We start from the raw sequence: 23,757 nt of genomic DNA, 5'->3' as shown, positions 1-23,757 counted from the left end.
GACCCCGAACGACCGTGCTGTCGATCATGTGCTGCCAGTCATCGGTCAGGCCGAGTTCAACCAGCGTTTCCAGCAGAGCGTCCCAGACGCCTTGCTCTGCCCATCGACGGAACCGCACATACACCGAGTTCCATTTTCCGTAGCGCTCATGCATGTCCCGCCACGGACAACCAACACGCAGGACATAAAGCATTCCGTTGAGAAACAGACGATTATCCTGTGCTGGTCGGGACCAGCGGCCACGTTCAGGCGGCAGCAGATTGCCAATAATCGCCCATTCTTCGTCCGTCAGGTCGCCACGCATCCACAGGTCTCCGTAAAGACCAGCTTTGAATCACATCTCCAACAACCTGAAAAGGTCTTTTGTCAACAGAACCTAGCCAAATGACTACTGAGCAATCATTCAATCCCTTTAGCGGCAGGCGAGAATATTCCATCATGATCGGCACAGATCTCAGGACCATGCCTGAACTCTGTGTGCTCATCGCCCCAGGCCTTGAGAGCCATGATGACAGGCTCAAGGGTCCGCCCGCGTGGAGTGAGGCTGTACTCCACCTTTGGCGGAACTTCAGGATAAACCGTTCGCAACACGAACCCGTCACGCTCCAGTTCGCGAAGCTGGGTCGTCAGCATTCTCTGTGTGATATTGGGCAGGCGCTTACGGATGGCGTTGAAGCGTAGGGTCCCCTGAAGCAGGTGATAGAGGATCACGCCTTTCCATTTTCCATCGATGAGTTGAAGCGTTGCCTCAACAGCGCAGCCAGGGCTGCAAGCGAGCGACTGATGGCGGATACGGGTCATAACGGTATCATTTCCGACACTATGGGCGTTAAAAGTGCGTTCTTGTCTGTAAGCAGCATAGTGCTCACTCTTCTCCTCATTCAACAGAGGAGCAGACATCATGCGGGCCATCGGTTATCAGACGCCGCTTCCCATCGAAAATCTGGCGTCCCTTCAGGACATTGGGTAATCCCCCCATTTTTAGTGGGGTTCTGACTGAGAATTCAGGCAGCTGCTTTTAGTTTCTGGGCGGGCGTGAACCCGCTGTTCCCCATGTTGGGTCTGTCATTGTTATATGTCCAGAGCCATTGTGTTGCGACCTCCTGTACGTCCTGAATGCTTTCAAACAGATGCTGCTGCAGCCATTCCTGCCGGACAGTCCTGTTGTAGCGTTCAATATAGGCGTTCTGCTGCGGATTACCCGGTTGCGTATAGATCAGGGTAATCCCCTTCTTTTCGGCCCATGAAACCAACGTATGACTGACATATTCCGGGCCATTGTCCATTCGGATAGCCTCTGGCCTGCCACGCCACTCCATAACCTGCTCCAGACAGCGGACAACCCGACAGGCCGGCAGGGAAAAATCGACCTCTATCGCCAGTCCTTCACGATTGAAGTCATCCAGAATGTTCAGGAGCCGAAAAGCGCGTCCATCCAAAAGCCTGTCCGCCATGAAATCCATGGACCAGACCGTGTTGGGAAGGACCGGAACCGACAGCTTTTCAGGCTTTTCGCGAACCAGACGCCTGCGGGGTTTAATCCGCAGGTTGAGTTCCAGTTCCCGATAAATCCGATAAACTCGCTTATGATTCCAGACCTGTCCCTGCACGTTACGCAGATACAGAAAACACAGGCCAAATCCCCATCTCCTGTGAGCCTGGGTCAGTCCCACCAGAAGATCGGCAATCCTGTCGTTCTCCGCCGCCAGTCGCGGACAATAGCGAAAGCAGGTCTCGGATATCCCAAAAATCCGACAGGCCAGCGCAATGCTGACCCCGTGATGCGCCACAGCCTGTGCGGCCAGTTCCCGGCGCTGGGCTGGCCGCTTCATTTTTTTCCCAGGGCTTCCTTCAGGATATCCGTCTGCATGCTCAGATCCGCATACATCCGCTTCAGCCGACGGTTCTCTTCTTCCAAAGCCTTCATCTGACTGATCATTGACGCATCCATGCCGCCATATTTCGCGCGCCACCGGTAAAACATCGCGTTGCTGATCCCATGCTCCCGGCACAGGTCAGGAACCGAGACGCCGCCCTCAGCCTGGCGGATCACACCCATAATCTGGGCATCAGTAAAGCGATCACTCTTCATCAGAATCTCCTCATCCTCACGCTGAGAAAATTCTCATTCAAAAGCCACTCTTTTTATGGGGGGATTACCGGATGACCGACTTTCCAGCATTTGATTTCTGGATATGCCGGGGCATAGGCTTGAGATGCGGCTTTTTGCGATGAACCTTGGAGACAAAGCCCTGCTTTTCGATGAAGTCTTCGTTGGCTTTTGAGCGATAGGCCGTGTCGGCCCAGACACTTGAGGCCGTATTGGTTTTATCCAGAAGCCCCTCTCTCAATCGCGCGCCATCACTGGCAGCGGCATGCGTTGTTTTCCATTTGCGGATGAACCGGTATTTCCGATCGATGGAAACATGCGATTTATAGCCAAAGAACGGGATGGCGAGATCGCTGGATGGCATGGTTCCATCATCCTGCCGCTTCGCCTTCATGAACTTCAGTGTCCAGCGCGCATGACGATCCTTGTGCGACAGCTTTGCGGGTTTGTCCTGCCAGTCTTCAGGAATACATCCTTCCCGAAGATCGGCTTTCTCTGCATTGGTGTTCCGCTGCTTCGGAGCCGCTACCAGCGTGGCATCCAGGATCTGGCCTGACATCGGCAAATACCCGGCGTTACGCAGGGTCGCATCAAAGCGGTTGAACAGCCCATCGATCGCACCCCCCTGGGTCAGACGCTCGCGAAACAGCCAGACCGTTTTGGCATCCGGCACCCGATCTGAAAGTCCCAGCCCAAGGAAACGCATAAAGGAGAGGCGATCGTTGATCAGATATTCCGTCCGCTCATCAGACAAATTGTTGAGCGTCTGGATCACCAGGATCTTGAACATCAGCACAGGATCAAATGGCGGTCGTCCGCCCTTGCTTCCATCGGAATACGCCAGGGCCTTGTCCAGATCAGGACGGAACGCTTCAAAATCCACAGTCCGGGAAAACGCTTCGAGCTGATCGCCAAGCCCACTCAGCCGGGCAAGACGCTCTTCAACATCAAAGAAACCAGACTGCTTCATATCGCCATTCCCTCAATCAACGCAGAAGAAATAGAATCATACAGAAGACCTCAAAACCAGGGGGTTTTTAGAACCCTCCACCTGCTAACCACAAAGAGAAACATCGAAAATTAAATGGAATGGCGAGCCTAATGCCATCATGAGCAACCTGACAGCACGCCACTCAAGATATCAGAAATCAGGAATTACAATTCCTAGTCCGGTTTTGACACGATCAAGAACAACTAGAGTTCGAAATGTATCCACAAAACTGTTCTCAGAGAACAAAGTGCGGGAAAGGTGCTCATACCGCTTCATATCGGGAACGAGCATAACGAGGAAAAAACCTCCGTTACCCGTGACATAATAGCATTGTTGAACTTCGGGTGTCGCATTGAACAGAGCCTTCATCGGTTCGATAGTTGCCGCTCGATCATTCTGGAGGTGTACCTCCACAATAATTGTAATCGAGGATTGCACAGCGTCAGGAGCAACAATGGCTACATTTGCCTCAATGATACCGCTGTTTTCCATCGCTGAGATGCGACGTTGCACTGCGGCGGGCGATAAATGTACCGACTCGGCGATCATGCGCTGTGAAGTTCGGCTATCATTCTGAAGAATACGAAGAATTGCGCGGTCGAACTGATCGAGGTGCCGCTTGGTACGAGTGGATCTCCCGTTTTGTGGCCTTCCATCGGGTCGTTGTCTCATCTCTTCGCTCCAATTTGCGCGTACAACCCACGCTCTGATGTGCAATCTATCGCTATCGATAGGCAAGCAAAGGTTACAGTTAAAGCCAAAACCTTCAACGATGATATTCAATAGAGCAGTCTGCCCTTCATACTTAAACTTACACCCTCTTAACTGCACTAGAAAGCGGGGGTAAAAATACAGACTGAGTGGACATTGAATATGCTCCACAGTTTCTGTTCTATCTCTATTGTTACTAATTGAAGGCAAGCTTCGCCTTTCAGCAATGATTACCCTTTTTTAAAAGGATTACTGATCGTGAGCATTCAGTGGCAAGGCGTTTTCCCGGCCGTCACGACCAAACTGAGGAGCGACTTCTCGTTTGACGCGGAGGCAACGCAGCAGGGCATTGACCGTCTCATCAATGATGGCGTCGCCGGTGTCGTAATGATGGGTATGGTGGGCGAAAATGCTCAGCTTGCACCGTCCGAAAAACTGGACGTACTACGCGCCGCAAAGGAAGTCGTCGCCGGTCGTGTGCCGATCATTTCGGGCTTGGCCGAAACCAATACCGAGCGTGCGATGGCGTATGCAAAGGAAGCCGAAGGCCTCGGGATCAATGGCCTGATGGTCTTCCCCGGCCTTACGTATAAGTCAGACGAGCATGAGACGATCTCCTTCTACAAATCCGTCGCCAACGCGTCAGGCCTGGAAATCCTGCTTTACAACAATCCGCGCGGCTACGGAGTCGACCTCACCCCGGATGTGGTCGAGCGACTTCTCGAAGCGCCGACCATTACCGCGATCAAGGAAGAGTCTTACGACACGACCCGTGTGACTGACCTGCTTTCGCGCTTTTCAGATCGCCTCAATGTTGTTTGCGGTGTCGATGACCTGATCCTTGAAAGCGCTGCTCTTGGCGTCGTTGCCTGGGTTTCGGGTATGGCTAATGCCCTGCCGAGGCCGTCGGTCGAACTGTTGAAGCTCGCTGTGGCTGGCGATCTCATCAATGCACGTAAACTCTACGCAGCGCTCACTCCGCTCTTCCACCTCGATACCGTGGTGAAGCTGGTGCAACACATCAAACTTGCCGAAAACATCATAGCTGGGTCGGCCGAGACGGTTAAGCCCCCGCGTCTCAACCTTGAGGGCGCAGAGCGCGAAAAGACAATCGCTATCGTCAACAAGGCTGTCAGCGACCTGAAGACATTGGGTTACTGAACCGCACCGAGGTCGCGCTCCTGAGTGCGGCCTCCACCCACCTTTCGTATATTCGACCGGATGCCCCCCATCTCGTGATCGATGACCGTGCCTTCTTAATGGAGCATCGTCGTGAAAAATACCTTCTTCTGCATTGATGGCCACACCTGCGGAAATCCCGTTCGGTTGGTGATTGGCGGCGCTCCGACGCTTGAAGGCGATGATATGGTACAGCGCCGCGCGCATTTCGAACGCGATTACGACTGGGTTCGTACCTCATTGATGTTCGAACCGCGCGGCCATGATGTTATGTCCGGCACAATCGTCTACCCGCCGACACGCAGCGACTGCGACGCAGCGATCCTCTTCATCGAGGTCAGCGGCTGTTTACCCATGTGCGGCCACGGCACCATTGGTACCGTCACTTTCCTTATAGAAAATGGGCTCGTACGACCGAGTAAACCTAGCTTACTCAAACTCGATACTCCTGCCGGCCTGGTGGTCGCAAATTTTGAGATGGACGGCGAACATGTCACGTCCGTACGCCTCATCAATGTCGCATCCTACCTCCATGCACGAGACCTAAGCATCGAACTCGATGGGATTGGCGAAATCCGCTTTGATGTTGCCTATGGTGGCAATTTCTATGCGATCATCGAAAGTCAAGCGAATTTCCGCGATATGGAAGACCTTTCGCCAACTGATATCCAGCGACTGAGCCCGATGGTGAGAGCAAAGGCGAATGAGAAATACGAGTTCATCCACCCGCTTACACCGGAAATCAACGGTTTATCGCATGTGATGTGGACCGGCCGAGCGAAAAATCAAGGTTCAACAATACGGAACGCCGTTTTCTACGGTGATAAAGCCATCGATCGATCGCCTTGCGGTACTGGCACTTCGGCACGTATGGCCCAACTGGTGGCCAAGGGACAACTCGCGATTGGCGAAACATTCGTCCATGAAAGCATCATCGGGACATGCTTTAACGGCGTAGCAACCGAGGCGACAAAGATCGGCGACATCGATGCCATCATTCCCAGCGTAGAAGGCTGGGCTCGAATCACCGGTCACAACACCATCTTCGTTGAAGATCGCGATCCGCTGCATCGTGGCTTTCTGCTGATCTGAAAAGATATCGCTACAACCGGGACTGTAAGTAAAATTATAACAACCTTCGCCAACGCTGAGTATCAGCTATTCGTGCCCTGACCTGGCTCGACGTTCTGGCAGTACAAGGATTGGCTGCCATCTCCCGTTAGCGATGTTACGATACCAGCTTTCGACAGTTACTCGGCTCAATCGACAATCATCGAGTTGTTGCTAGAGCTATTGAGCGACCACCCTAACCGGCCTCAATTTTCTGCAATTAAATTTTGGTGCTGGAGAAAGACCGTTTCACCGAGAACTGGTCATCACTTTCGATCCCGCGCCCTTCAGTCGCAGTGGAGAAAATGTGAGGACAGAGCTCCGTCTCACAAAGACAACCAAGCAGGAAATGCGGCTTTCGTGAGAAGGGCGTGTCCCCCATCAAGCGCAAAACACTGCTCAGGATGTTGTCATCCTATTGGGATTTATACAGCGCAATCATGCTGCTTCTCGGCTGAACAACAAAAACGCAGAGACCGGAGAAAACTTAATGACACATATGGTAATCGTTGGAGCAGGGATTATCGGGCTTGCTTCTGCCGAGGCTGCGCAGTGCCGCGGCTGGAAGGTCACCCTCGTCGATCGTGCTTTCGAAGGTGATCGCGCGTCCCATGGTAATGCAGGTGGTATCGCCGTTAGTGAATGTGTGCCTCTGAGTTTGGCCGGTATGGGGCTGAAACCACTCAAATGGTTAATGGACCCGCTCGGTCCACTCTCTATTCGGCCTGGCCATGCTCTCAGTCTCTATCCATGGTTTCGGGCGCTTTCGAAGGTTGCAAAACCAAAGAATTATGCGCGCATCGGTAACGCGCTGGCTGCACTGAACAATCGATCGCTGTTCGATTTCGAAGCTATGCTCGGTCGTCTCGGAATCATCGGCGATCTCCATAAACGTGGCGCACTCACAGTTTACGAAACGGAAGAGGCCTTCGAGGAAGATCAGACTAACTGGACGTTCAAACGTGAACGTGGGGTCGTCTTCCGCAATGTCTCGATCGACGAATTACGAGTTCTTGAACCAGGGCTTGCACCGGTCTTCAAGCGCGCGGTTATGATTGAACAGTGGGCGCATATTGACGATCCGAAGCGCATCGTAGATTCCCTGCGTTCGCATGTCAGAAACGCCGGTGCGGAATTCATAACAGGCGAAGCTGCGTCAATAGTGGATCAAGGAACTCGTGTCGGGGTGATGCTCGAAGGCGGCCGGTTCGTAGACGGTGACCGGGTTCTCGTTTCGACAGGAGCGTGGTCTGCCCGCCTCTCGCAGACAGTTGGCGACAACGCCCTGCTCGAAAGCGAACGTGGCTACAACACCACGCTTCCAAACTGCGCGACGCGCCTGAATCGAGAGGTAATTTTCTCTGAACGGATGTTCGTGGCAACACCTCTTGCGATCGGCCTTCGTATAGGCGGCGCCGCGGAGTTTGCTGGCCTGACGGCACCTGCAAACTATGGCCGCAGCGCAACGTTACTGAAGCTTGCCCATCGCTACCTGCCAAATCTGGATGTGTCAGAGGCGCAGCAGTGGATGGGGAACCGGCCGACAACGCCGGACTCGCTCCCAGTCATCGGCGCTTCTCCACGAAATGACCGCATTCTGTATGCCTTCGGCCACGGCCATCTCGGTTTTACGCAGGCGGCTACGACTGCTGAGCTCATCGGCGACCTGCTCGATCGTAAGAGGCCGGAAGTCGACATGACGCCATACTCCATTGCACGCTTCAATCGAGGTTAGGGCATGTTCAGCTTGTCGACCAACGTGTGTTCTATCAGTTGGAACATATTGAACCGACTGAACTGCCCCGGTTTTACCGGAGAGTAAAACTCTCGGAGGATGAGCCCTATGGTAGAGAAGAAGAAAACATCACGTTATTCGACTGAGTCCCGTGAGCGCGCCGTGCACCTTCTTGACAAGCATCGCTCGGATTACCCGAGCCTATCGGCGGCCTGGCAGGAGATTGGTGGCAAGCCTGGCTGCTCGGGCGACAGCCTGCACGACTGGTGGAAGCAGACCCGGCGGGACGCTGGTGCGCAACCGGGATCGACCACAGCCGAGACTGCACCGACACAGCGTATCGCTAAACGGTATTTGAATTCTTCATGGAATACCCAAGCCATTCCGAAAATCAGCCCGGGCAATATCCTCTATAACCAGCATCCACTCGTCTCCCTAGGTTCTGTTGACAAAAGATGGTAGCCACAGCTTGACGGCAGCGAGATTGAGAAAGGCGAGGAAGGATTTCCTCGTTTTGTCATAGCGGGTGGCGATACGGCGGAACTGCTTGAGCCTGTTGAACATCCTTTCAATACGATTTCGGTCACGGTATCGGCGGAAATCGCAGGGAATGTCCTGTGTCCGGTTCGAACGTGGCGGGATTACGGGAAGAATACCTCGCAAAAGCAGGTTCTCCCGTATCCTGTTACTATCATACCCCTTGTCGGCCAGAAGTCGGCGCGGTGTCACGACCGGCAGGTCCATCAGGGCATCAGCACCGGAATAATCAGAAACTTCACCACCTGTCAGGTCGAAGCCAAGAGGGCGTCCCTGACCGTCAGCACGGGCGTGGATCTTGCTCGTAAAGCCGCCGCGACTTCGACCAAAGCCTTCCTTATGAGTCCCCCTTTTGCGCCAGCCGCCTGGCTGTGACCCCGAACGACCGTGCTGTCGATCATGTGCTGCCAGTCATCGGTCAGGCCGAGTTCAACCAGCGTTTCCAGCAGAGCATCCCAGACGCCTTGCTCTGCCCATCGACGGAACCGCACATACACCGAGTTCCATTTTCCGTAGCGCTCATGCATGTCCCGCCACGGACAACCGACACGCAGGACATAAAGCATCCCGTTGAGAAACAGACGATTATCCTGTGCTGGTCGGGACCAGCGGCCACGTTCAGGCGGCAGCAGATTGCCAATAATCGCCCATTCTTCGTCCGTCAGGTCGCCACGCATTCAAAGGTCTCCGCAAAGACCAGCTTTGAATCACATCTCCAACAACCTGAACAAGTCTTTTGTCAATAGAACCTAGCAGTGGAGGCAGCTTGAGAAAGTGCTTCAAATATCGGGGCATTTCTACAGTGCAAACATTCGATAACTCTGTACAAAGAACGAGATAGTCTGTAAAATAATCGCCAGATACCAGAAATGACGGGATTGGATGATGGCAATCGTAACGGTGGCAGATGGAAGGGTGACGTTGGCAGCACCCTTCCATCCAGATCTGTCGCCCATAGCCTATGGTCTTCGCGGCCGGTTTCTTGGCAAGGACGCGGGCTGGGCCTTTGCCCCTGAACACGAGACCAGACTGCGCGAGATCTGCATGCACCTGTGGGGTGTCGACGGTCGGCCGGGAAGCATGGCCGATACGGCCTCCATCGTTGTGGCAGTCGAGGAGATGAGCATCGGCACCCCGATTTTTCGTAAATTCAATGCCGACATCTATCTGGGTGGTCGCCAGATCGCCGGGGTGCCGAAATCGCGCCCGGTTGCACGCCCCGGCAAAGGTGTGCGGTTCCTTGCCGGAAAGCCCGCACTGTCGCGTGAGGGGCTTGGCGTCTGGCTGACCATTCCAACTGGTGCGGAATTCTCGATGACCGTCCCCCGCATGGCCTTGCCGTTTGTCACGTCCTGCCTCGCAGGACATGGGCATATCACCCAGGGCGTCTAAACCTCGCGCGGGACAGTACCTGCTCTTAGGGCTCCATACCCGGTGAGCGGTCATCTGCACGACGTGGCGTATCCTCTTTCTGGCTCGGCAACATCGGCCTGTCTCGTCCGGCCTCTGGACTACGCTCAGCGGCTTTGTCGCCGAAGAGGGTTTCCCGCGCATCGTCCATGCGGGTCATCAGGGATACCATCTCGGGCGTGTCGCGGCCGGCCTCGAAAGAAACCGGCTCTCCTGGCTTCAACTGGGCGCCGTCCTGCGGGAGATCCCGCGCCCAGCCGACATAGATCCGATCCTGGGAGGCGAGCATGAATTCGCCACGGCTTTTCCCGACAAGAGTGCCCTCGTAGTGTTGTCCGGGCGTGGTGGTGGCGATGTAGCGGTCGTGCCAGTCAACCCGGCTGCCGTTGTGGAAAGCGCGTTCCAGAAAGCCAGTCGCCCGCTCAAGGGCTGCGTAACGGATCGGATCGAGCAGTTCGGTCATCATGCGTTGCACCGCATCGCGATTACCGTTTTCGCCAGCGATGGACACTGCGACCATACGTTCGCGCGAGATCGGGGAAAACGACAGGTCATGGCCTGCATCGAGAGCGATCTTGCGCCAGAGCAGGGTCTGCGTTCTGCCGTTTCCTTCCCGGAAAGCATGAATATGATTCAGATCGACGAAATGCTGCGCGAGAGCGGCCGCGAACTGACCCGCGTCGAGACCTTTCAGATTGTTCTGGGCCGCCAGGCGACCGAACAAGGCATGGGTTTCGGTCTCGATCTGTTGTGGAGGCGCGAAGGACGTGCCCCCAGGCAATCCGGCATGGTTGTATTTGAAAAGTGGCGTGGTGCGCGGCACACCGGCCCAGTCATAGACGTCCTGGAACAGATAGCGATGGATCGCTTTCACCAGTTCCAGGCCCTGCGCCTGCGGGAAACCCCTCTCGTGAAGTTCGCTTTCCCTAAGAGCAACCAGGACAGCTTCGGCTTCCCTGAGCCGCTGTGGATTTCCGATAATCCCAAACTTGTTCTTGAGGGTAGCCCCATCATCCTGAAGATAGGGATCGGCCATCGACGCTATATCGCCTTAGCCGCGACCAGATGTCCTTCATCATGGAGCCGTGCCACAACACGCCTGCGGACTTCATCCGCAGTAATATCGCCACGCATATAAGCCTCAAGGTCGAGAGTGTCCTGGGGAAGGAGACGCTGGCCTTCGCGAGCAGCGCTGGCCTGGGCGTCCTGAACGGCTTTTTCTCGAACCGACTGAGGCATGAAACATCACTCCCTAAGCTTTGTTCAAGTATATCACTTCCAACATCGCATGTCAGTGTTTGTTTGCCACGATTTGCAAGGACTTGTCGGCTTCATTCAAGAAAACGAGACGATCGTCGGGAAGCGGTCTCTGAAGAGACAGGGCCTCGTCCCAGGGGGCGGTCAACCACGTCTCAAGATCCTCAGGGCGGTCGAGAATGACCGGCATGGCTTTTGGGTGGTATGGTCCGACAATGCCATTGGCCTCGGTCGTCAGGAACCCAAACAGATCGGCCGTGACTTCCCCTTCCTTCAGCTTGCGCACGGATGTCCAGCGCGCCCATAGCCCGGCGAAGAAGCGCAGCGGACGGGTCTGGTCGCCAGCGAACCAGACCGGCTGGATCGATCCGTCGGCCTTCAGGCCATTCTCGGCGAAAGCCGTGAATGGCACCAGGCAGCGATGCTCGACCCCCAGCCAGCGCCGCCAGTGTGGCGACGCGGTATTGCGGATATTGGTCACGCCCCGGTCCACCTTGTGTCCTTTGAGAGCGAAGGCGGGCGAGGGCATGCCCCAGCGCACCAGGACCAGCTCCCGGCCCTCGGCCCCGTTACGCACAATGGGGGCCGCGTAATCGGGCCAGATTTCGGGGAAGGAAGGCAGATTGCCTGTCCTGTCGATCATGACGCGAGTCGCCGCGCCAATGGCGGCCTGGCTGCCTGTCATGCTGTAGAGATTGCACATGATACTGGCCTTTCCTGACGGCAGGATTGCCCCGTTTTCAGGATGATAGTCTGATCTGGGCGGGAGGGGATAAAAAATATCCCTTGTGTTCCTGTTTTGTTCTTACGTAGGAGTAAGGGCGGGAGGACAGACACATGACGCACGCGAAAATGGACACACTGGCCCTGCTACGCGACAAGATCCGCCGCATCGAAGGGTTTGAGCAGACGGCGGCAGGCCGTCTTTCCACTGGAATTCCCGCCATTGACGCCTGCCTGCATGGCGGGCTGACCCGGGGAGGTCTGCACGAGTTCTTCGGGGCGGGAAGCGATCGCTCCCTGGCGGCAAGGCCGACCCGGTTCATCGCCTCGATCCTGGCGCGCACGGACGGGCCAGTCATCTGGGCCAGCGAGGAGCATCTGGATCTCTCCGCCGCGGGCATTCGCCGGTCCGGCCTGAACCTTGGCCGCCTGATCTGCGTGACCGCCATCAAGGGAGGACTGACCGCCCTGTGCGAGGATGTCGTACGTGAGCGCGGGGTCTGTGCCCTGGTCGCCGACTACAGAACACCGCTGAGCCTGACGGAATCACGGCGCCTACATCTCGCCGCGGAAAAAAGCGGGGTCACGGGCTTCCTGATCTTCCGTTCGGCAGCACTGGCTGCAGCTCCGCCCGCCAGCGCGAGTGTGACGCGCTGGCGCATTGCCGGCACACCCTCACCTCTGTCGGACGATACGGCGTCCTACAGCCCAGTCGCCAGTTCGGAACGCTGGGCCGTCGATCTGCTTCGCCATCGCAGCGGCTCTCTTGGAACGTGGCTTATCAATCCGGCTGATCATGTCCAGACGCATTCTCTCCCTATGGCTTCCGCACTGGTCGATCGAGCGGTGGCTGAGGCGCCACGCGCCGTCCAGGCCACAGACCGGGCTGGTGCTTTACGCGCCTGAGCGCGGCCGCCTGAGTGTCCTGGCCTGCGACCGGGCCGCGTGGTCGGGTGGCGTCAGGCCTGGCATGGCGCTGGCGCAGGCCCGTGCCCTGCTTCCCGAACTCGTCGCGGATGACGCGGACCTTATGGGAGATCGAGAGGCCCTGCAGGTCCTGGCACTGTGGTGTCAGTGGGCCTCCCCTCTCACGGCCATGGATCCGCCGGACGGTGTCTGGATCGATATCACGGGCTGCGCACATCTGTTTGGAGGAGAGGACGGTCTGATGCTGCGGTTGCACGGCCAGATGGAACGATCCGGATACACGGCCCGCCTGGCTCTTGCCGATACGGCCGGGGCCGCGCATGCGGTGGCACGCCACGCGCGAAACCCTGTCGCGATCATCCCGCCCGGCCGCCATAGCGAGGCACTGGCATCGCTGCCAGTCGTCGCACTCCGCCTGCCAGATGAGACGATCAGCAGATTGCTGCGCGTGGGCATCGAGACGATCGGGCAGGTTGCCAAGGCTCCAAGGGCACCGCTTGTCCGCCGTTTCGGGCAGGTTCTGACGGACCGTCTGGATCAGGCCTGGGGGCTTCTGCCCGAGAGCCTGAGCCCCCTCTCTGCCCGCCAGGTGGTGCTGGCCGAGCGACATCTCGTCGAACCGATCAGCACGGCCGAAGCGATCACGGTGGTCATAGAGCACCTGGTCGGCGAGATCTGCGCGTCTCTGGAAGCGCGGGCTGAAGGCGCACGGGCACTGGCTCTCAGATGCGAGCGGGTCGATGGCCACGTGCAGGAAATCATGGCCGGCACATCAGCCCCAGTGCGCGACCCTGTTCATCTGACCCGACTTTTGCGGGAGCGGGTGGAAGACATCGAACCCGGCTTCGGTATCGAGCGCATGGCGCTGGAGGTCACGCAAGTCGAAGCCCTGCGTGAAAGCGTCTGCCGCGACATGATGGAGGCTGGAACCAATGCAGCGCCGATGACGGCGCTGATCGACAGGCTGTGCAATCGCGTTGGTGTAGACCGTGTTTTCCGGCTCACAGAGCGCGCTGTGCAGTTCCCCGAGATGGCGCAGGATCTCATACCCGTTTCCGTGCCGATGCCCGCTGGCGTTCCGGCCCTTGCCTCGGGGCATGACGCACCCAGACCGGTCAGACTGCTGGCACCCCCAGAACCGGTGCGGATGCGCGATGTCTACCCGGATGGCGCACCCAAAACCTTCGCGTGGCGTCGGCATACCTATCTCGTCCGTGGCGTCGACGGTCCCGAGCGTGTCTGGTGCGACTGGTGGGCAGGCCCTGTCGAGGATCGCGCCCGCGATTACTGGATTGTCGAGGATACGCAGGGCGAGCGGTTCTGGCTGTATACCGCTCACAATGGCGAAGGCCCCGCCTCAGACAGCGCAGCCTGGTTCCTGCACGGGCTGTTCTGATGACCCGAGAGGACGATAGCTCCCTGCGGCCAGCGGATGCGGCCGACATCGCCGACGCGTTGATGCATGCCCTGCGCTATGATGGGCGACGTCGTGTCCACGATGCGGATGAGTTGATGGCCCGTCTGGTGGCCGAGCGACTTGTCGTCCATCTGGAACGCTGTGGCTTCGTGCTCTGTCGCCGGCCTGATGCCCCGGCGCATAGCGCCAACAGACACCCGCACCCCCGGGACGAATGACGTGCCAACGGGTAGCTATGTGGAACTGCAGGTCGCGACCTGCTTTTCGTTCCTGCGCGCGGCCAGCCATCCCGAGGAGCTGTTCGCCCAGGCGAAGATCCTGGGCTATGACACGCTCGGCGTCACCGATTTCAATTCGGTCTCCGGCCTCGTGCGGGCTCATGTCGCAGCCCGCCAGAATGGCATCCGCCTGGTCCCCGGTTGCCGCCTCGTGCTGGAAGACGGCGCGGTTCTGCTCGCCTATCCGGAAAACCGGGCGGGCTGGGGCTCTTTGTGCCGTCTGCTCAGCATTGGGGCGCATCGCGGCTCCCATGATGCCTTTCAGCTTGGTTGGCGGGATCTGCAAGATGGGGCGCACGACCTGCGCCTCGTGCTGGCTGGCGCCGGGAGAGGCGCGCAGGAGCCAGGGTTCGACCGGTTTCGCGATCTGGTGGAAAAAGTCGCGGACAGCGTAGGCTATGTCGCCCTCGTTCGACGCTTCCAGGCTGGCGATCTGCAGGGCCTGGCCAGGACTGCTCGCGCTGCCGAGGCCTGTGGCCTTCTGCCTGTCGTCACTGGCGATGTGCTCTGGCACGACAGTCGCCGGCAGATCCTCTACGACGTGATGACGGCGATCCGGGAGCACAGGCCCCTGGACGCTCTGGGTGATGCGCGAGAGGTAAGTCTGTCTCGCCACCTGCGGGCGCCGACCGAGATGCAGCACCTCTTTCCGGGCTGCGAAGCCGCCCTCGCCAGAAGCCGGGAAATCGCCGAAAGCTGCCGGTTTTCCCTGGATGATCTGAAATATCAGTATCCCGATGAAAGCGACGGGACAGGCGAGCCTCCCCAGGAGACGCTGCGCCGTCTGCTCCGCGAGGCAGTCCCCGGCCGCTATCCCGCAGGCCTGCCCCGTGATGTCGCCCGGCAGTTGCGGCACGAAATGGAGCTCATCGGCAAACTCGACTACGCCCCCTATTTCCTGACAGTCAATGCCATTGTCCGGTACGCCCGATCGCGTGGCATCCTATGCCAGGGACGCGGATCGGCCGCCAATTCGGCCGTGTGCTATGTGCTGGGGATCACGGCCATCGATCCGGTACGCTCGGGGCTTCTTTTCGAGCGTTTCATTTCCCAGGAAAGGCAGGAGCCACCCGACATCGATGTCGATTTCGAAGCCGATCGGCGCGAGGAAGTCATCCAGTGGATCTACCGACGCTACGGCCGCGGACATGCCGCACTCTGCGCCACCATCATGCGCTTCAAGCCAAAGGGGGCTTTGCGTGAAGTCGGCAAGGCCTTTGGCCTGCCGGATGACCTGCTGGGGCAGATGTCGAAGCATCTGGCGAGTGCTCTGGATGATCCAGAGGTGTTGCAGACCCGCATGCAGGAAATCGGCCTGTCCATGGCAGACCGGCGCATTGCACTGACCCTTCGGCTGGCACGTGCGCTTGTTGGTTTCCCTCGGCAGTTTGGCACCCATCCCGGAGGCTTCGTTTTGGCCCATGACCGCCTGGATGAGCTGGTGCCCGTTCGGCCGACGGCGATGGAGGATCGGCAGACCATCGTCTGGGACAAGGACGATATCGACCACATGCGCATGATGAAGGTCGACGTTCTCGGGCTGGGCATGCTGGGATGTCTGCGGCGATGCTTCGAGCTGCTGCACGCCCATCATCATGTGACGCTCACCATGGCGTCCATCCGGCCGGAGGATGCGGCCACCTACGCCATGATCAGCCGGGCGGACACACTGGGCACGTTCCAGATCGAAAGCCGTGCCCAGATGGCCATGCTGCCCCGCACGCGGCCGCAGACATTCTACGACCTGGTGGTGCAGGTGGCGATCGTTCGGCCCGGTCCCATTACCGGCGATATGGTGCATCCCTATCTGCGCAGGCGCTCGGGCGAGGAAGTGCCGGACTATCCGACTGAAGCACTTCGACGGATATTGGAAAAGACGCTCGGTGTTCCCCTGTTCCAGGAGCAGGCCATGCAGGTGGCCATCCATTGCGCCGGATTTTCCCCGGGCGAGGCGGATCTCCTGCGTCGTGCCATGGGCACCTTTCGTGACACGGGCGGCGTCCGTCACATGAAGGATCGCATGATCGCCGGCATGCTGCACAACGGGTATGAACAAGCCTTTGCCGAGAGGACCTGGAGCCAGCTTGAAGGCTTCGGAAGCTACGGCTTCCCGGAAAGCCATGCAGCGTCATTCGCGCTTGTCGCCTATGCCTCGTCCTATCTGAAATGCCATTATCCGGACGCGTTCTGTGCTGCCCTGCTCAACAGCCAGCCCATGGGGTTTTATGCGCCCTCCCAGATCGTCCAGGACGCCCGCAGACATGGCGTCGATGTCCGGCCGATCTGCATCAACCGCTCGCGCTGGGACTGCACATTGGAGGCGGAGCGTCAGACCGGCCGCAAGGCGGTGCGACTGGGTATGCGTCTGGTTTCCGGCCTGGCCAATGACCATGCAGCCCGTCTGATTGCCCACAGGACACCTGCCTACGATAGTCTGGAAGATCTCTGGCGTCGCGCGGATATCCCGATCCAGGCATTGGAGCGCCTTGCAGATGCGGACGCGTTTCATGGTCTGGGGCTCGATCGGCGTAAGGCGCTTTGGTTCATCCAGGGCCTCGCTCCTACTCCCCTGCCGCTTTTCGAAGCGGCCGACAGGGGGAGAAACTTTCCCCGGCCGGAAAGCATCGAACCCGAAATTGTCCTCCCTGGGGCAGCCGCCGGTGCTGAGGTGGTTGAGGATTATCGTGCGACGGGCCTGACCCTGCGTGCGCATCCGGTCAGCTTTCTGCGCGAAGAGCTGGCACGCAATGAGATCACGCCATGCGCGGATCTCGCGTCTGCCCGAGACGGTCAGTTCGTTCGGGTGGCGGGCCTGGTGCTGATGCGACAACGCCCCTCGACAGCCAAGGGTGTGCTCTTCATGACGATCGAGGATGAAACGGGTGTTGCGAACCTGGTGATCTGGAAAGACAGACTGACGGCGCAACGCTCGATCATCATAGGCTCAAGCTTCATAGCGGCGCACGGACGCCTCCAGCGTGAGGGCGAGGTCATCCATGTCGTTGTGCGGTTCGTCGAGGACCTGCAGCCTCTTCTGGGTCGACTTCGCACCACAAAGGGGGTGACACTGCAAAATGCTGCGAGGGATTTCCGATAGCGGGTTTGTTGTTTTTTCAGGATGTGGTTAACGGCCATCGGATGGTGGTTTCAGGGGATCTTCCGGATAGCGACCTCCCCTTGCACGGAAGGCCATCCATGTCTCGTATCCGAGACTGCTGATCCCGAGCAGGCCAGGTGCTGCATGTAACGGCTGGAGCAGTCCGAGCCGGAGCAATGGCTGGATCGAGCGGTCACCGAATTCGTCGTTTTGATGTCAGTGTTCATGTTAAAATTCGCTCTGTCGGTTAGCTGTGAAGCAGCCGCGTCTTTTCGCCCCGTTTTTTCAGTAGTGAGACTGCCTTTTTGTCGAAGGAAACGAACGTCTCTCCGCCCAGCCAGGCGCCTTCGTGTGCGATGATGCCATCGGCAAAGTCGCCGCCGGCTTCGAAAAACGCGAGGCCGGCTTCGACCGCCGGGCGGTTCATGACCACATTGCTTGTCTCAAGGAGCGCACGGATTGTCGCGGCCACGTCTTCTTTTGGCAGCTTGGCTCCCTGCCGGAGTATCCACACCAGTTCGCACAGGGAAGGCAAGGAAACCGCGATCAAAGAGGCGTCGGTGAGAGCCTTTCTGGCCGCCTGGCACTGTGCGGCGTCGTCCTGGAGGACGGCGCGCGCGAGAACATTCGTGTCGGCGATAATTTTCATTGCTCGGCCAGTTTTCCTGCCCAACCGGCCGCCGTGATCTCGTTCATCTCCTCGATTGTCAGCGGCGTCTTCGCAGTCACCTTGCCGTCCAAAGCATGCAAAAATTTGTCGATGCTACCAACGGTCCGGGCAGCGCGAACTCTGACCTCACCGCCAGGCATCTTCTCGAAGTCGACGCGATCGCCAGGCCGAATACCGAGGTGGTCAAGCAGCTCTCTCTTGAGGGTTACTTGTCCTTTTGCGGTAACGGTTAATGAAGCTGACGCCACGGGCACCTCCTATTGCAACGTTACCAATGTAAGGCATATTTACCTTACATTCAACGAAAATTAATCGCCCTCATGGTCGTCTGCTTGTCACTTATGTTCGTTGCCGGCCATTGACCTGGCTTCGTGTGTATCAGTTGTCCAACTCAATCCGCCACATGCCCGTATACCCGCTTTCGAGCCACGACCCTTCGAGCCGGTCTGTATTAGGCGCGCGGTGCAACGTAGCTTTCCCCGCAACTGATGGGCATGTGAGAGTGTAATGCCCACTTGCGGAATCATCATTACCAGTCCAAACAACTGGCATTCCATTGTCTCCGAGATAACTGATCAATATGTTCTTATTATTGATCTTTATTTCACATTCGTATTCTTCGCTCGCGTCCTCACCACCGAAATATGTTTCCATAATACATCTTAAATAGACCGTCGTCTGCGTATCAGTCATTGGCGTCATCCTTGGATTAAAAATGCACGAAGCAGGCGCTTCCAGATAGGAACACCTCCCGCCTTCCATGCTCGCTGAAGCTGCCTGTCAGCGGCAAAAGTGTCTTGAAAAAGAGGCGACACCGAGAGCCGTTCCTTTCCGGTTGCCCCTTCCCGGCGTTGGCGTTGACGCTCCCTGCGGATCATAATGGCTCGTGCGAGGTTCATTGCTGCGGTCTCCCGGTCGTCTGCTTGTCAGTCATTGGCGTCATTGTTGAGTCTTGCATTCGCGGTCTCCTGCTTCGCTGCGGCTCGCTGTCCTTCCTGGATACGCTTTATGTGTTCCAAGGCGGGTCGATGTCGTGCCTCGTTCTGTTTTTCGAGGGCAGCCTCCGCTAGTAGGCGAACTTCCCTCTCTGCGCTCTGCTCAGGCAGTCGTTGCGCAATATGCCTACGCTTCTACACTTCCATACTTTCGTTGTGCGCTTCTGCGAAGGCACACCGTAGCAAACGTTCATACTCGCGATCTGCAGCGGCCCAGAGCTCGTCCTCCGTCGTAACAGTCGTTTTGGTGTCAGTCATGGTCAGTCTCACCTATGCCGCAGAACAGCAAACGGCCCATCTTCCTCTTGTTGTGTCCGAGTCAGGCACCAGGCTTTTCCTATTAGAGGCCATAGCAATAGCCGCGTTTCGACTGGCATCGTGAATTACACCTTCCCGATGGTATAGATGGCGAGAAGAATGAGTAAGACGGCGAAGAAAGTTCCCCCGCATATAGTCATAAGAATATTCGATATTTTGTGATCACCTGAAAATAAAACCGACCCTACCCCAGAAAAAAGAGCAATAGAAAAAAGAGCGTATGAAAAAAATAGCATGTGGAATACTCCATTCCTTCCCCGAAGGAAGGGAAGGAAATCAGGTGAAGAAGATCAGGCCGCCGCTTGTTCGATCTGGACGCCAGTCGGATCGGTCGTTTTGGCGTCAGTCACGGGTGTTTCTCCAGCGATGATACTGCGGAGTGAAAGGACGCCCTGGCGGATGCTACTTGCCTGTGGACTGAGTATGTGGATGCGACGATTAGAGCCAGATATGAAATGACGATGAAAGCCGCTTGTTTCGGACGATTTCGGTTCAGCTCAAGAAGAAGTATTGCTCCCAAACAGCCGAGCAAGATCACAAATAGTTCGAGGGACATTTGGAGAAGCGTATTCAGACCCAGAAAAATAGCTTGTGGTTGTGTTGCGGTCGTAGCGCCGGCGTCAGAATTTCCTGAAATGAATTCCAATGGAAGGAGCGCGATCGGCAGAACAACAAAAAATATTATAAGGAATCGCGTCATGGAATCTTTAGTGTACCGCACATCCTCAATCGTCGTCTGGTTGTCAGTCATTCGCGCTCCTTGGGACGCTGTGTAGACCGTTTTTATCGCGTCTTGGTCGCCCGCCTCAGCGCGCGCAATCACCTCGCGCGACAGACCAAGGGCTTCCGCGAAGGCGGATTTGGCGTCGAGCGAAGAACGGCCATCGGTCGTCTGCTTGTCAGTCATGGACGGCACCTATGTATGCCATTTCGCCGGCATAAAACCCGTTTGGAAAGTCTTCAGACGGCCCATGATATGCGAGACTGGTAACCGTTGGCTTCCGTCCCATCGTTTTACCGAAATTCAATAAGATCTGCGCAGCCTCCTCGGGAGACGTTGCCTGCCCTACCACGCCGTCATCGTCCGGCGGCAAACCCATGTCCACAACATCAACGGGGCTGGATGGAAAGCCAGACTTTCTTGCCGCCTCTCCGACTAGGCTGCATACATTTTTTCTTCGGGTCGTTTTGGTGTCAGTCATTTATTGAAGCCCCGATAGAGCAGAACACTCGCCACCAGCACGAACCCAGTTATGATTGAAGCACCACCAAACATGTTATGAGCAATGCAATACAACAATGGCTCGCCGAATATGGCGATCGGTACGCAGAGGAACCCAAGCCATTCTTTTGTCGTTTGGTTGCTAGTCATAGCCATACCTCATGAATGACCGGATCATTCTGTGCTGACGACCAATGTTCGTGAGACCGCCAGGCAGTTATTCCCTCACGGCCTGCGTCAGTCAGGACCGTATTGCCGCATTAGCTAGCGGGGCTGGGGCAGGGTCATGGCGCTCCAGGAGACTGTCCCGATCGTTTTTCCACTAAACACAAGTGGGACAGACTGCCCGTCGGCAAGATCAATGGTCCCATGAAATTCTACGACATCCGTTTTCGGCTCATCGATGGTCCAACCGTTCGCCGCGGTGGCATGGCCTATCTTGACCAGAGTGGTGTCCTCCAGGTCGATCTTCAGAGCAACGTGCCCGTTCTGCTGTCCCACGGCGCTGATCTTGCCTGACACACCGTCACGGAAGAGCGCTTTCTTCATCACCGGCTTCTTGCCGATATCGCTGGAAATGCTTGCAGTGTACGGGACTTCCGTAAACTGCTCCCATGGTGCCCCTGCCTCTCCGAGCACAATAACGGACGAATGTTCAAGGCCGGAGCGCAGGCTGATTGTGGCGGTGCCATAGGCCACCGGCGGGCGTTGGGCAACCTCATGTGCCGCTTCTGCGGCGTTAGGGCACGCGACAACGCTGATAATACCGGCGGAGACGGCAAGGAACGAAAGAATACGCATATGTAAATCCCTCAGTAATCGATTGGATAATCCAACCACGTCACCGGAGCCGCAGCCCCGATGCGTGTGGGTGGACCCCTCCCAGCCTTTTTGCACCCACCATTTGTGAGCACAGCCCCGGACCCGGATTTGCCCCGCATCCGGGTCCCGCAGGATGTCAATCGAACTGATCGTTGATCCCGTAGACCCGCCCTGACCAGCAACTGCCAGAGGACGCTCCCTGAGCGCCTGCATACGTGTCCGGGTTGAGACTTTACGGGTCAGCCAGAGAGACAAGGCCCGGATGACATAGCGCGGGGCCAGCCCTGGGTGTGCTTTTCGTTTAGCCACGGTCGTGTCGCTTTGCGACGACCCGTCGGGTCAGGTGCTCGAGGAGCAGGCTTGCAAGCGCGCGTGAGTTGCGGGGCGACCTGAGCAACACATCCGGCGAATGGGTGCCAATCCGTTTGTCAGGTGGTTTAGCCTCGCACTGGATACGAGCGTCGGTCTGGTGTTGTGGTGATGTCGCTTGCCGCAGCATAGGCCCCTGCCCGTTCATGGATGCGGATCAGGGCGACCCGCTCATGGTGTGACAATAGCGGTACCGATTGTGACCGCGGGCAGGGTCAGGGTTTTGACGTGGTGGCGTTCTTCCAGGCGCTGAGCAACACGACTTTCTCGCTGGCGAGGACCTCCTTGCGGGCGCGCATCTCGCTCACGTCAGACCCGTCTGGTTTTGATACCTCGCGTGCAGTGTCCCTGGCGCGACAGGCCTCCAGCATCCTGAGTGCGACACTCCAGCCACCAGCAATACATTGCGACACCTGCCAGGCCTCATCGAGCAGCCTGCCCGCCTCAAGACGCCTGGCCCGAAACTCCGGGTTGGACAGGCGCTCCTCGACGGACGTCTGGGCCGAGATCCGCTCCATCTGGAAGACCATGTCCCTGGCGCGAGGCAGCAGCGACATTGCGTGGTCGACAGCAGCCTGAAGGCCATCGCGCAGGAACGTCTCAAGTTCGGCCGCACTCTCATCAGGAATGTCGCCATACTCTCTCACCTCACGCCGCATTTCCCTGGCGGCCTCGCGCTGCAGGGCAGACGCCCGTCGCGGCCCTCGCAACCCGCATTCCCGTAATGTCGCTTCAACGGTCTCATATGTGGGAGCGAGTGCAAGAACCGCCTCGACAGTTCTCTCTGCTGCACGTTCGGTCGGGAAGCGCCGGACGGACGTGACAAGGGAAGGTGCTTCAGGAGCGCTATCATCGTGTGCGGTCATGGTTTCCCGTAATAGGTCTGCCGGGCCAGGCCGACCAGATTTTTCTGTCGCGCAGCCGCGCGCTCCCGGGCATCAGGCAGGATTGGCAGCCCAAAGGTCTGCTCCACCCAGGAAATGTCGCACGTCCACGACCGGGCACTCCGCAGGCTCCATTCCTGCAGCGCTGCCTGCGCGCAATTCTGGGCATCTTCCGTGCTCCAGCCGTTGATGAAGACCATCCATTCCAGCGCAGGCCCTTCCCTGCCAGTCGCCATCGTCCGTCCCCAGTGTCGCACCTCGTGGCAACGTGGGCAGAGTGCGACAACACCCTTGAGGGTCTGAACGCAGCGTGCGTCGTCATATGCCCAGCCCTCGTCAGCCTCGACCGGATAGTCTGAACCCCGCTGCCCACAGATCCGGCAACGATAGCCCGCACGCCGATAGGCCCAGCGCCGCACGGTGTCCCAGTCGGCCTTTGCCAGAAGCGCCCGCAGGTTCCAGCCCCAGAGGGGCTGGGGCACCATCCAGGGCCGGACATAGGGAGGCGCTCGATCCGGCCTGAAGCGATACGGCAGAAACCCCAGAAGCGGCGACGTCGGTTCCATGATCAACGGCAGCGCTTCCACCACATGGCAGCCTTCCGCGCTGCTCCATGTCGCCCCGCAGCGAAGTGCGACGCTCTCCTGCCCTTTTGGAACGCAGAGCGGGATCATTGCGGCCTGGTTTCCGCGAGTGCCCCGCTTTCAGCCGCGTGGATGTCGCGCAGGGCGTAAAGGCTCCTGTCGAGGAACAGGGTGTGCCGCGCACTCCTGTCCACCAGGGCCCGGAAATAGGCGTCCCTGAACCGGATGACCTCGCCCCGGCCGACCCTTGCCGCCATCACGATGATCGCGACACCCGCTTCGAACCGGCCCATGACCGCACAGGCCTGGCTCCAGGCCCGCCAGCTCACGCCGATCTGCCCGGAAAGGCGTTCCGCAGCGTCGGCCAGATCCGCCTGCGTTGGTTTAGACGTGGGGCACAGGTCACGCAGG

At 57.9% G+C, this 23,757-nt stretch carries 25 protein-coding genes and 2 pseudogenes; 9 read left to right on the top strand and 18 right to left on the bottom strand.

The window, feature by feature from the left end; genetic code table 11:
- The 5 genes and pseudogenes from J2D77_RS16600 to J2D77_RS16580 all read right to left on the bottom strand — a co-directional run.
- Nucleotides 1-304: IS5 family transposase (locus J2D77_RS16600; protein WP_207847609.1), on the bottom strand; the 304-nt coding region annotated here is incomplete at its 3' end.
- 95 nt (nt 305-399) lie between these two features.
- A complete protein-coding gene (locus J2D77_RS16595) occupies nt 400-801 on the bottom strand; it encodes a winged helix-turn-helix transcriptional regulator (protein ID WP_207847608.1) in 402 nt (133 codons plus the stop codon).
- Between the two features lie 203 nt (nt 802-1,004).
- Nucleotides 1,005-2,092, bottom strand: a protein-coding gene (locus J2D77_RS16590; protein WP_207847606.1) for an IS3 family transposase whose coding sequence is annotated in 2 segments (ribosomal slippage) — nt 1,005-1,831 and nt 1,831-2,092 — 1,089 coding nt in all. Because the reading frame shifts where the segments join, the coding sequence is not laid out codon by codon here.
- A gap of 67 nt (nt 2,093-2,159) precedes the next feature.
- Nucleotides 2,160-3,080: pseudogene (locus J2D77_RS16585) on the bottom strand (IS5 family transposase); the annotation flags it as partial.
- A 171-nt stretch (nt 3,081-3,251) separates the two neighbouring features.
- Nucleotides 3,252-3,773, bottom strand: coding sequence for an Lrp/AsnC family transcriptional regulator (locus J2D77_RS16580; protein ID WP_207847604.1), 522 nt, complete (start codon nt 3,771-3,773; stop codon nt 3,252-3,254).
- Nucleotides 3,774-4,070: 297 nt separating this feature from the next.
- Here J2D77_RS16580 and J2D77_RS16575 point away from each other — a divergent pair, with 297 nt between their 5' ends.
- The 4 genes from J2D77_RS16575 (at nt 4,071) to J2D77_RS16560 (ending at nt 8,298) form a co-directional block, all read left to right on the top strand.
- Entirely contained in the window at nt 4,071-4,973 is a 903-nt protein-coding gene (locus J2D77_RS16575; RefSeq protein WP_207847603.1) for a dihydrodipicolinate synthase family protein, read from the top strand.
- Nucleotides 4,974-5,084: 111 nt separating this feature from the next.
- The gene (locus J2D77_RS16570) at nt 5,085-6,083 is read left to right on the top strand and encodes a 4-hydroxyproline epimerase (protein ID WP_207847602.1); all 999 of its coding nucleotides are present in this window, start codon (nt 5,085-5,087) and stop codon (nt 6,081-6,083) included.
- 508 nt (nt 6,084-6,591) lie between these two features.
- Nucleotides 6,592-7,836 carry an NAD(P)/FAD-dependent oxidoreductase gene (locus tag J2D77_RS16565; RefSeq protein WP_207847600.1) on the top strand — a complete coding sequence of 415 codons (1,245 nt, stop codon included), beginning with the start codon at nt 6,592-6,594 and terminating at the stop codon, nt 7,834-7,836.
- Nucleotides 7,837-7,944: 108 nt separating this feature from the next.
- Nucleotides 7,945-8,298, top strand: coding sequence for a hypothetical protein (locus J2D77_RS16560; RefSeq protein WP_207847597.1), 354 nt, complete (start codon nt 7,945-7,947; stop codon nt 8,296-8,298).
- Here J2D77_RS16560 and J2D77_RS17650 read toward each other — a convergent pair.
- Nucleotides 8,275-9,026, bottom strand: a pseudogene (locus J2D77_RS17650) (IS5 family transposase); the annotation flags it as partial. The gene J2D77_RS16560 and the pseudogene J2D77_RS17650 sit on opposite strands and share 24 nt — an antisense overlap.
- A gap of 229 nt (nt 9,027-9,255) precedes the next feature.
- Here J2D77_RS17650 and J2D77_RS16550 point away from each other — a divergent pair.
- Nucleotides 9,256-9,765, top strand: a complete 510-nt coding sequence (locus tag J2D77_RS16550; protein ID WP_207847595.1) for a hypothetical protein — start codon at nt 9,256-9,258, stop codon at nt 9,763-9,765.
- A 25-nt stretch (nt 9,766-9,790) separates the two neighbouring features.
- On the opposite strand, the gene J2D77_RS16545 is transcribed toward J2D77_RS16550, so the two are convergent.
- The 3 genes from J2D77_RS16545 to J2D77_RS16535 are packed head-to-tail and all read right to left on the bottom strand — an operon-like array spanning nt 9,791 to nt 11,743.
- Nucleotides 9,791-10,819 carry a Fic/DOC family protein gene (locus tag J2D77_RS16545; protein ID WP_207847593.1) on the bottom strand — a complete coding sequence of 343 codons (1,029 nt, stop codon included), beginning with the start codon at nt 10,817-10,819 and terminating at the stop codon, nt 9,791-9,793.
- Between the two features lie 5 nt (nt 10,820-10,824).
- The gene (locus tag J2D77_RS16540; RefSeq protein ID WP_207847591.1) at nt 10,825-11,022 is read right to left on the bottom strand and encodes an antitoxin VbhA family protein; all 198 of its coding nucleotides are present in this window, start codon (nt 11,020-11,022) and stop codon (nt 10,825-10,827) included.
- A gap of 52 nt (nt 11,023-11,074) precedes the next feature.
- On the bottom strand, nt 11,075-11,743 hold the full coding sequence (locus J2D77_RS16535) for an SOS response-associated peptidase (protein ID WP_207847590.1): 669 nt from the start codon (nt 11,741-11,743) through the stop codon (nt 11,075-11,077).
- A gap of 134 nt (nt 11,744-11,877) precedes the next feature.
- Here J2D77_RS16535 and J2D77_RS16530 point away from each other — a divergent pair, with 134 nt between their 5' ends.
- From J2D77_RS16530 to J2D77_RS16515, 4 genes are read left to right on the top strand one after another with little or no spacing between them, the layout of a single operon-like run.
- The gene (locus J2D77_RS16530; RefSeq protein ID WP_207847588.1) at nt 11,878-12,669 is read left to right on the top strand and encodes an ImuA family protein; all 792 of its coding nucleotides are present in this window, start codon (nt 11,878-11,880) and stop codon (nt 12,667-12,669) included.
- Nucleotides 12,653-14,086, top strand: coding sequence for a DUF6504 family protein (locus J2D77_RS16525; protein ID WP_207847587.1), 1,434 nt, complete (start codon nt 12,653-12,655; stop codon nt 14,084-14,086). Before J2D77_RS16530 ends, J2D77_RS16525 begins: the two co-directional genes overlap by 17 nt.
- The gene (locus J2D77_RS16520) at nt 14,086-14,325 is read left to right on the top strand and encodes a hypothetical protein (protein WP_207847582.1); all 240 of its coding nucleotides are present in this window, start codon (nt 14,086-14,088) and stop codon (nt 14,323-14,325) included. The genes J2D77_RS16525 and J2D77_RS16520 overlap by 1 nt, the downstream gene beginning before the upstream one ends.
- A complete protein-coding gene (locus J2D77_RS16515) occupies nt 14,276-17,482 on the top strand; it encodes an error-prone DNA polymerase (protein WP_207847613.1) in 3,207 nt (1,068 codons plus the stop codon). Before J2D77_RS16520 ends, J2D77_RS16515 begins: the two co-directional genes overlap by 50 nt.
- Before the next feature lie 247 nt (nt 17,483-17,729).
- Here J2D77_RS16515 and J2D77_RS16510 read toward each other — a convergent pair whose 3' ends face one another.
- The 9 genes from J2D77_RS16510 to repC all read right to left on the bottom strand — a co-directional run.
- A complete protein-coding gene (locus J2D77_RS16510) occupies nt 17,730-18,131 on the bottom strand; it encodes a type II toxin-antitoxin system VapC family toxin (RefSeq protein ID WP_165926307.1) in 402 nt (133 codons plus the stop codon).
- Nucleotides 18,128-18,400: an AbrB/MazE/SpoVT family DNA-binding domain-containing protein gene (locus J2D77_RS16505; protein WP_207847581.1), complete on the bottom strand. Its 273-nt coding sequence runs from the start codon at nt 18,398-18,400 to the stop codon at nt 18,128-18,130. Before J2D77_RS16505 ends, J2D77_RS16510 begins: the two co-directional genes overlap by 4 nt.
- A gap of 130 nt (nt 18,401-18,530) precedes the next feature.
- Nucleotides 18,531-18,845: a hypothetical protein gene (locus J2D77_RS16500; RefSeq protein WP_207847579.1), complete on the bottom strand. Its 315-nt coding sequence runs from the start codon at nt 18,843-18,845 to the stop codon at nt 18,531-18,533.
- 966 nt (nt 18,846-19,811) lie between these two features.
- Complete coding sequence (locus J2D77_RS16495) at nt 19,812-20,372, bottom strand: hypothetical protein (protein WP_207847577.1); 561 nt, start codon at nt 20,370-20,372, stop codon at nt 19,812-19,814.
- The gene (locus J2D77_RS16490) at nt 20,365-20,667 is read right to left on the bottom strand and encodes a hypothetical protein (protein WP_207847575.1); all 303 of its coding nucleotides are present in this window, start codon (nt 20,665-20,667) and stop codon (nt 20,365-20,367) included. Before J2D77_RS16490 ends, J2D77_RS16495 begins: the two co-directional genes overlap by 8 nt.
- Nucleotides 20,668-20,951: 284 nt before the next feature.
- Nucleotides 20,952-21,488 carry a hypothetical protein gene (locus J2D77_RS16485; protein WP_207847574.1) on the bottom strand — a complete coding sequence of 179 codons (537 nt, stop codon included), beginning with the start codon at nt 21,486-21,488 and terminating at the stop codon, nt 20,952-20,954.
- A 605-nt stretch (nt 21,489-22,093) separates the two neighbouring features.
- Nucleotides 22,094-22,744, bottom strand: coding sequence for a hypothetical protein (locus J2D77_RS16480; protein WP_207847573.1), 651 nt, complete (start codon nt 22,742-22,744; stop codon nt 22,094-22,096).
- Nucleotides 22,741-23,436, bottom strand: coding sequence for an HNH endonuclease (locus J2D77_RS16475; RefSeq protein ID WP_207847572.1), 696 nt, complete (start codon nt 23,434-23,436; stop codon nt 22,741-22,743). Before J2D77_RS16475 ends, J2D77_RS16480 begins: the two co-directional genes overlap by 4 nt.
- Nucleotides 23,433-23,757 (bottom strand): replication initiation protein RepC (gene repC, locus J2D77_RS16470; RefSeq protein WP_269142573.1); only part of this gene is annotated, 325 nt, incomplete at its 5' end. The genes J2D77_RS16475 and repC, both read right to left, overlap by 4 nt.

This window comes from Acetobacter garciniae (assembly GCF_017377735.1).
GTDB classification, from domain to species: Bacteria; Pseudomonadota; Alphaproteobacteria; order Acetobacterales; family Acetobacteraceae; genus Acetobacter; species Acetobacter garciniae.
This window is presented reverse-complemented; position numbering and strand designations above follow the sequence as displayed.

Bases quoted from the DNA above. Each gene is read 5' to 3' on its own strand.
- J2D77_RS16595 (WP_207847608.1), bottom strand. From the start codon at position 801: ATGACCCGTATCCGCCATCAGTCGCTCGCTTGCAGCCCTGGCTGCGCT.
- J2D77_RS16580 (WP_207847604.1), bottom strand. From the start codon at position 3,773: ATGAGACAACGACCCGATGGAAGGCCACAAAACGGGAGATCCACTCGT.
- J2D77_RS16565 (WP_207847600.1), top strand. From the start codon at position 6,592: ATGACACATATGGTAATCGTTGGAGCAGGGATTATCGGGCTTGCTTCT.
- J2D77_RS16560 (WP_207847597.1), top strand. From the start codon at position 7,945: ATGGTAGAGAAGAAGAAAACATCACGTTATTCGACTGAGTCCCGTGAG.
- J2D77_RS16550 (WP_207847595.1), top strand. From the start codon at position 9,256: ATGATGGCAATCGTAACGGTGGCAGATGGAAGGGTGACGTTGGCAGCA.
- J2D77_RS16545 (WP_207847593.1), bottom strand. From the start codon at position 10,819: ATGGCCGATCCCTATCTTCAGGATGATGGGGCTACCCTCAAGAACAAG.
- J2D77_RS16540 (WP_207847591.1), bottom strand. From the start codon at position 11,022: ATGCCTCAGTCGGTTCGAGAAAAAGCCGTTCAGGACGCCCAGGCCAGC.
- J2D77_RS16535 (WP_207847590.1), bottom strand. From the start codon at position 11,743: ATGTGCAATCTCTACAGCATGACAGGCAGCCAGGCCGCCATTGGCGCG.
- J2D77_RS16530 (WP_207847588.1), top strand. From the start codon at position 11,878: ATGACGCACGCGAAAATGGACACACTGGCCCTGCTACGCGACAAGATC.
- J2D77_RS16520 (WP_207847582.1), top strand. From the start codon at position 14,086: ATGACCCGAGAGGACGATAGCTCCCTGCGGCCAGCGGATGCGGCCGAC.
- J2D77_RS16515 (WP_207847613.1), top strand. From the start codon at position 14,276: ATGCCCCGGCGCATAGCGCCAACAGACACCCGCACCCCCGGGACGAAT.
- J2D77_RS16510 (WP_165926307.1), bottom strand. From the start codon at position 18,131: ATGAAAATTATCGCCGACACGAATGTTCTCGCGCGCGCCGTCCTCCAG.
- J2D77_RS16500 (WP_207847579.1), bottom strand. From the start codon at position 18,845: ATGACTGATACGCAGACGACGGTCTATTTAAGATGTATTATGGAAACA.
- J2D77_RS16495 (WP_207847577.1), bottom strand. From the start codon at position 20,372: ATGACTGACAAGCAGACGACCGATGGCCGTTCTTCGCTCGACGCCAAA.
- J2D77_RS16490 (WP_207847575.1), bottom strand. From the start codon at position 20,667: ATGACTGACACCAAAACGACCCGAAGAAAAAATGTATGCAGCCTAGTC.
- J2D77_RS16485 (WP_207847574.1), bottom strand. From the start codon at position 21,488: ATGCGTATTCTTTCGTTCCTTGCCGTCTCCGCCGGTATTATCAGCGTT.
- J2D77_RS16480 (WP_207847573.1), bottom strand. From the start codon at position 22,744: ATGACCGCACACGATGATAGCGCTCCTGAAGCACCTTCCCTTGTCACG.
- J2D77_RS16475 (WP_207847572.1), bottom strand. From the start codon at position 23,436: ATGATCCCGCTCTGCGTTCCAAAAGGGCAGGAGAGCGTCGCACTTCGC.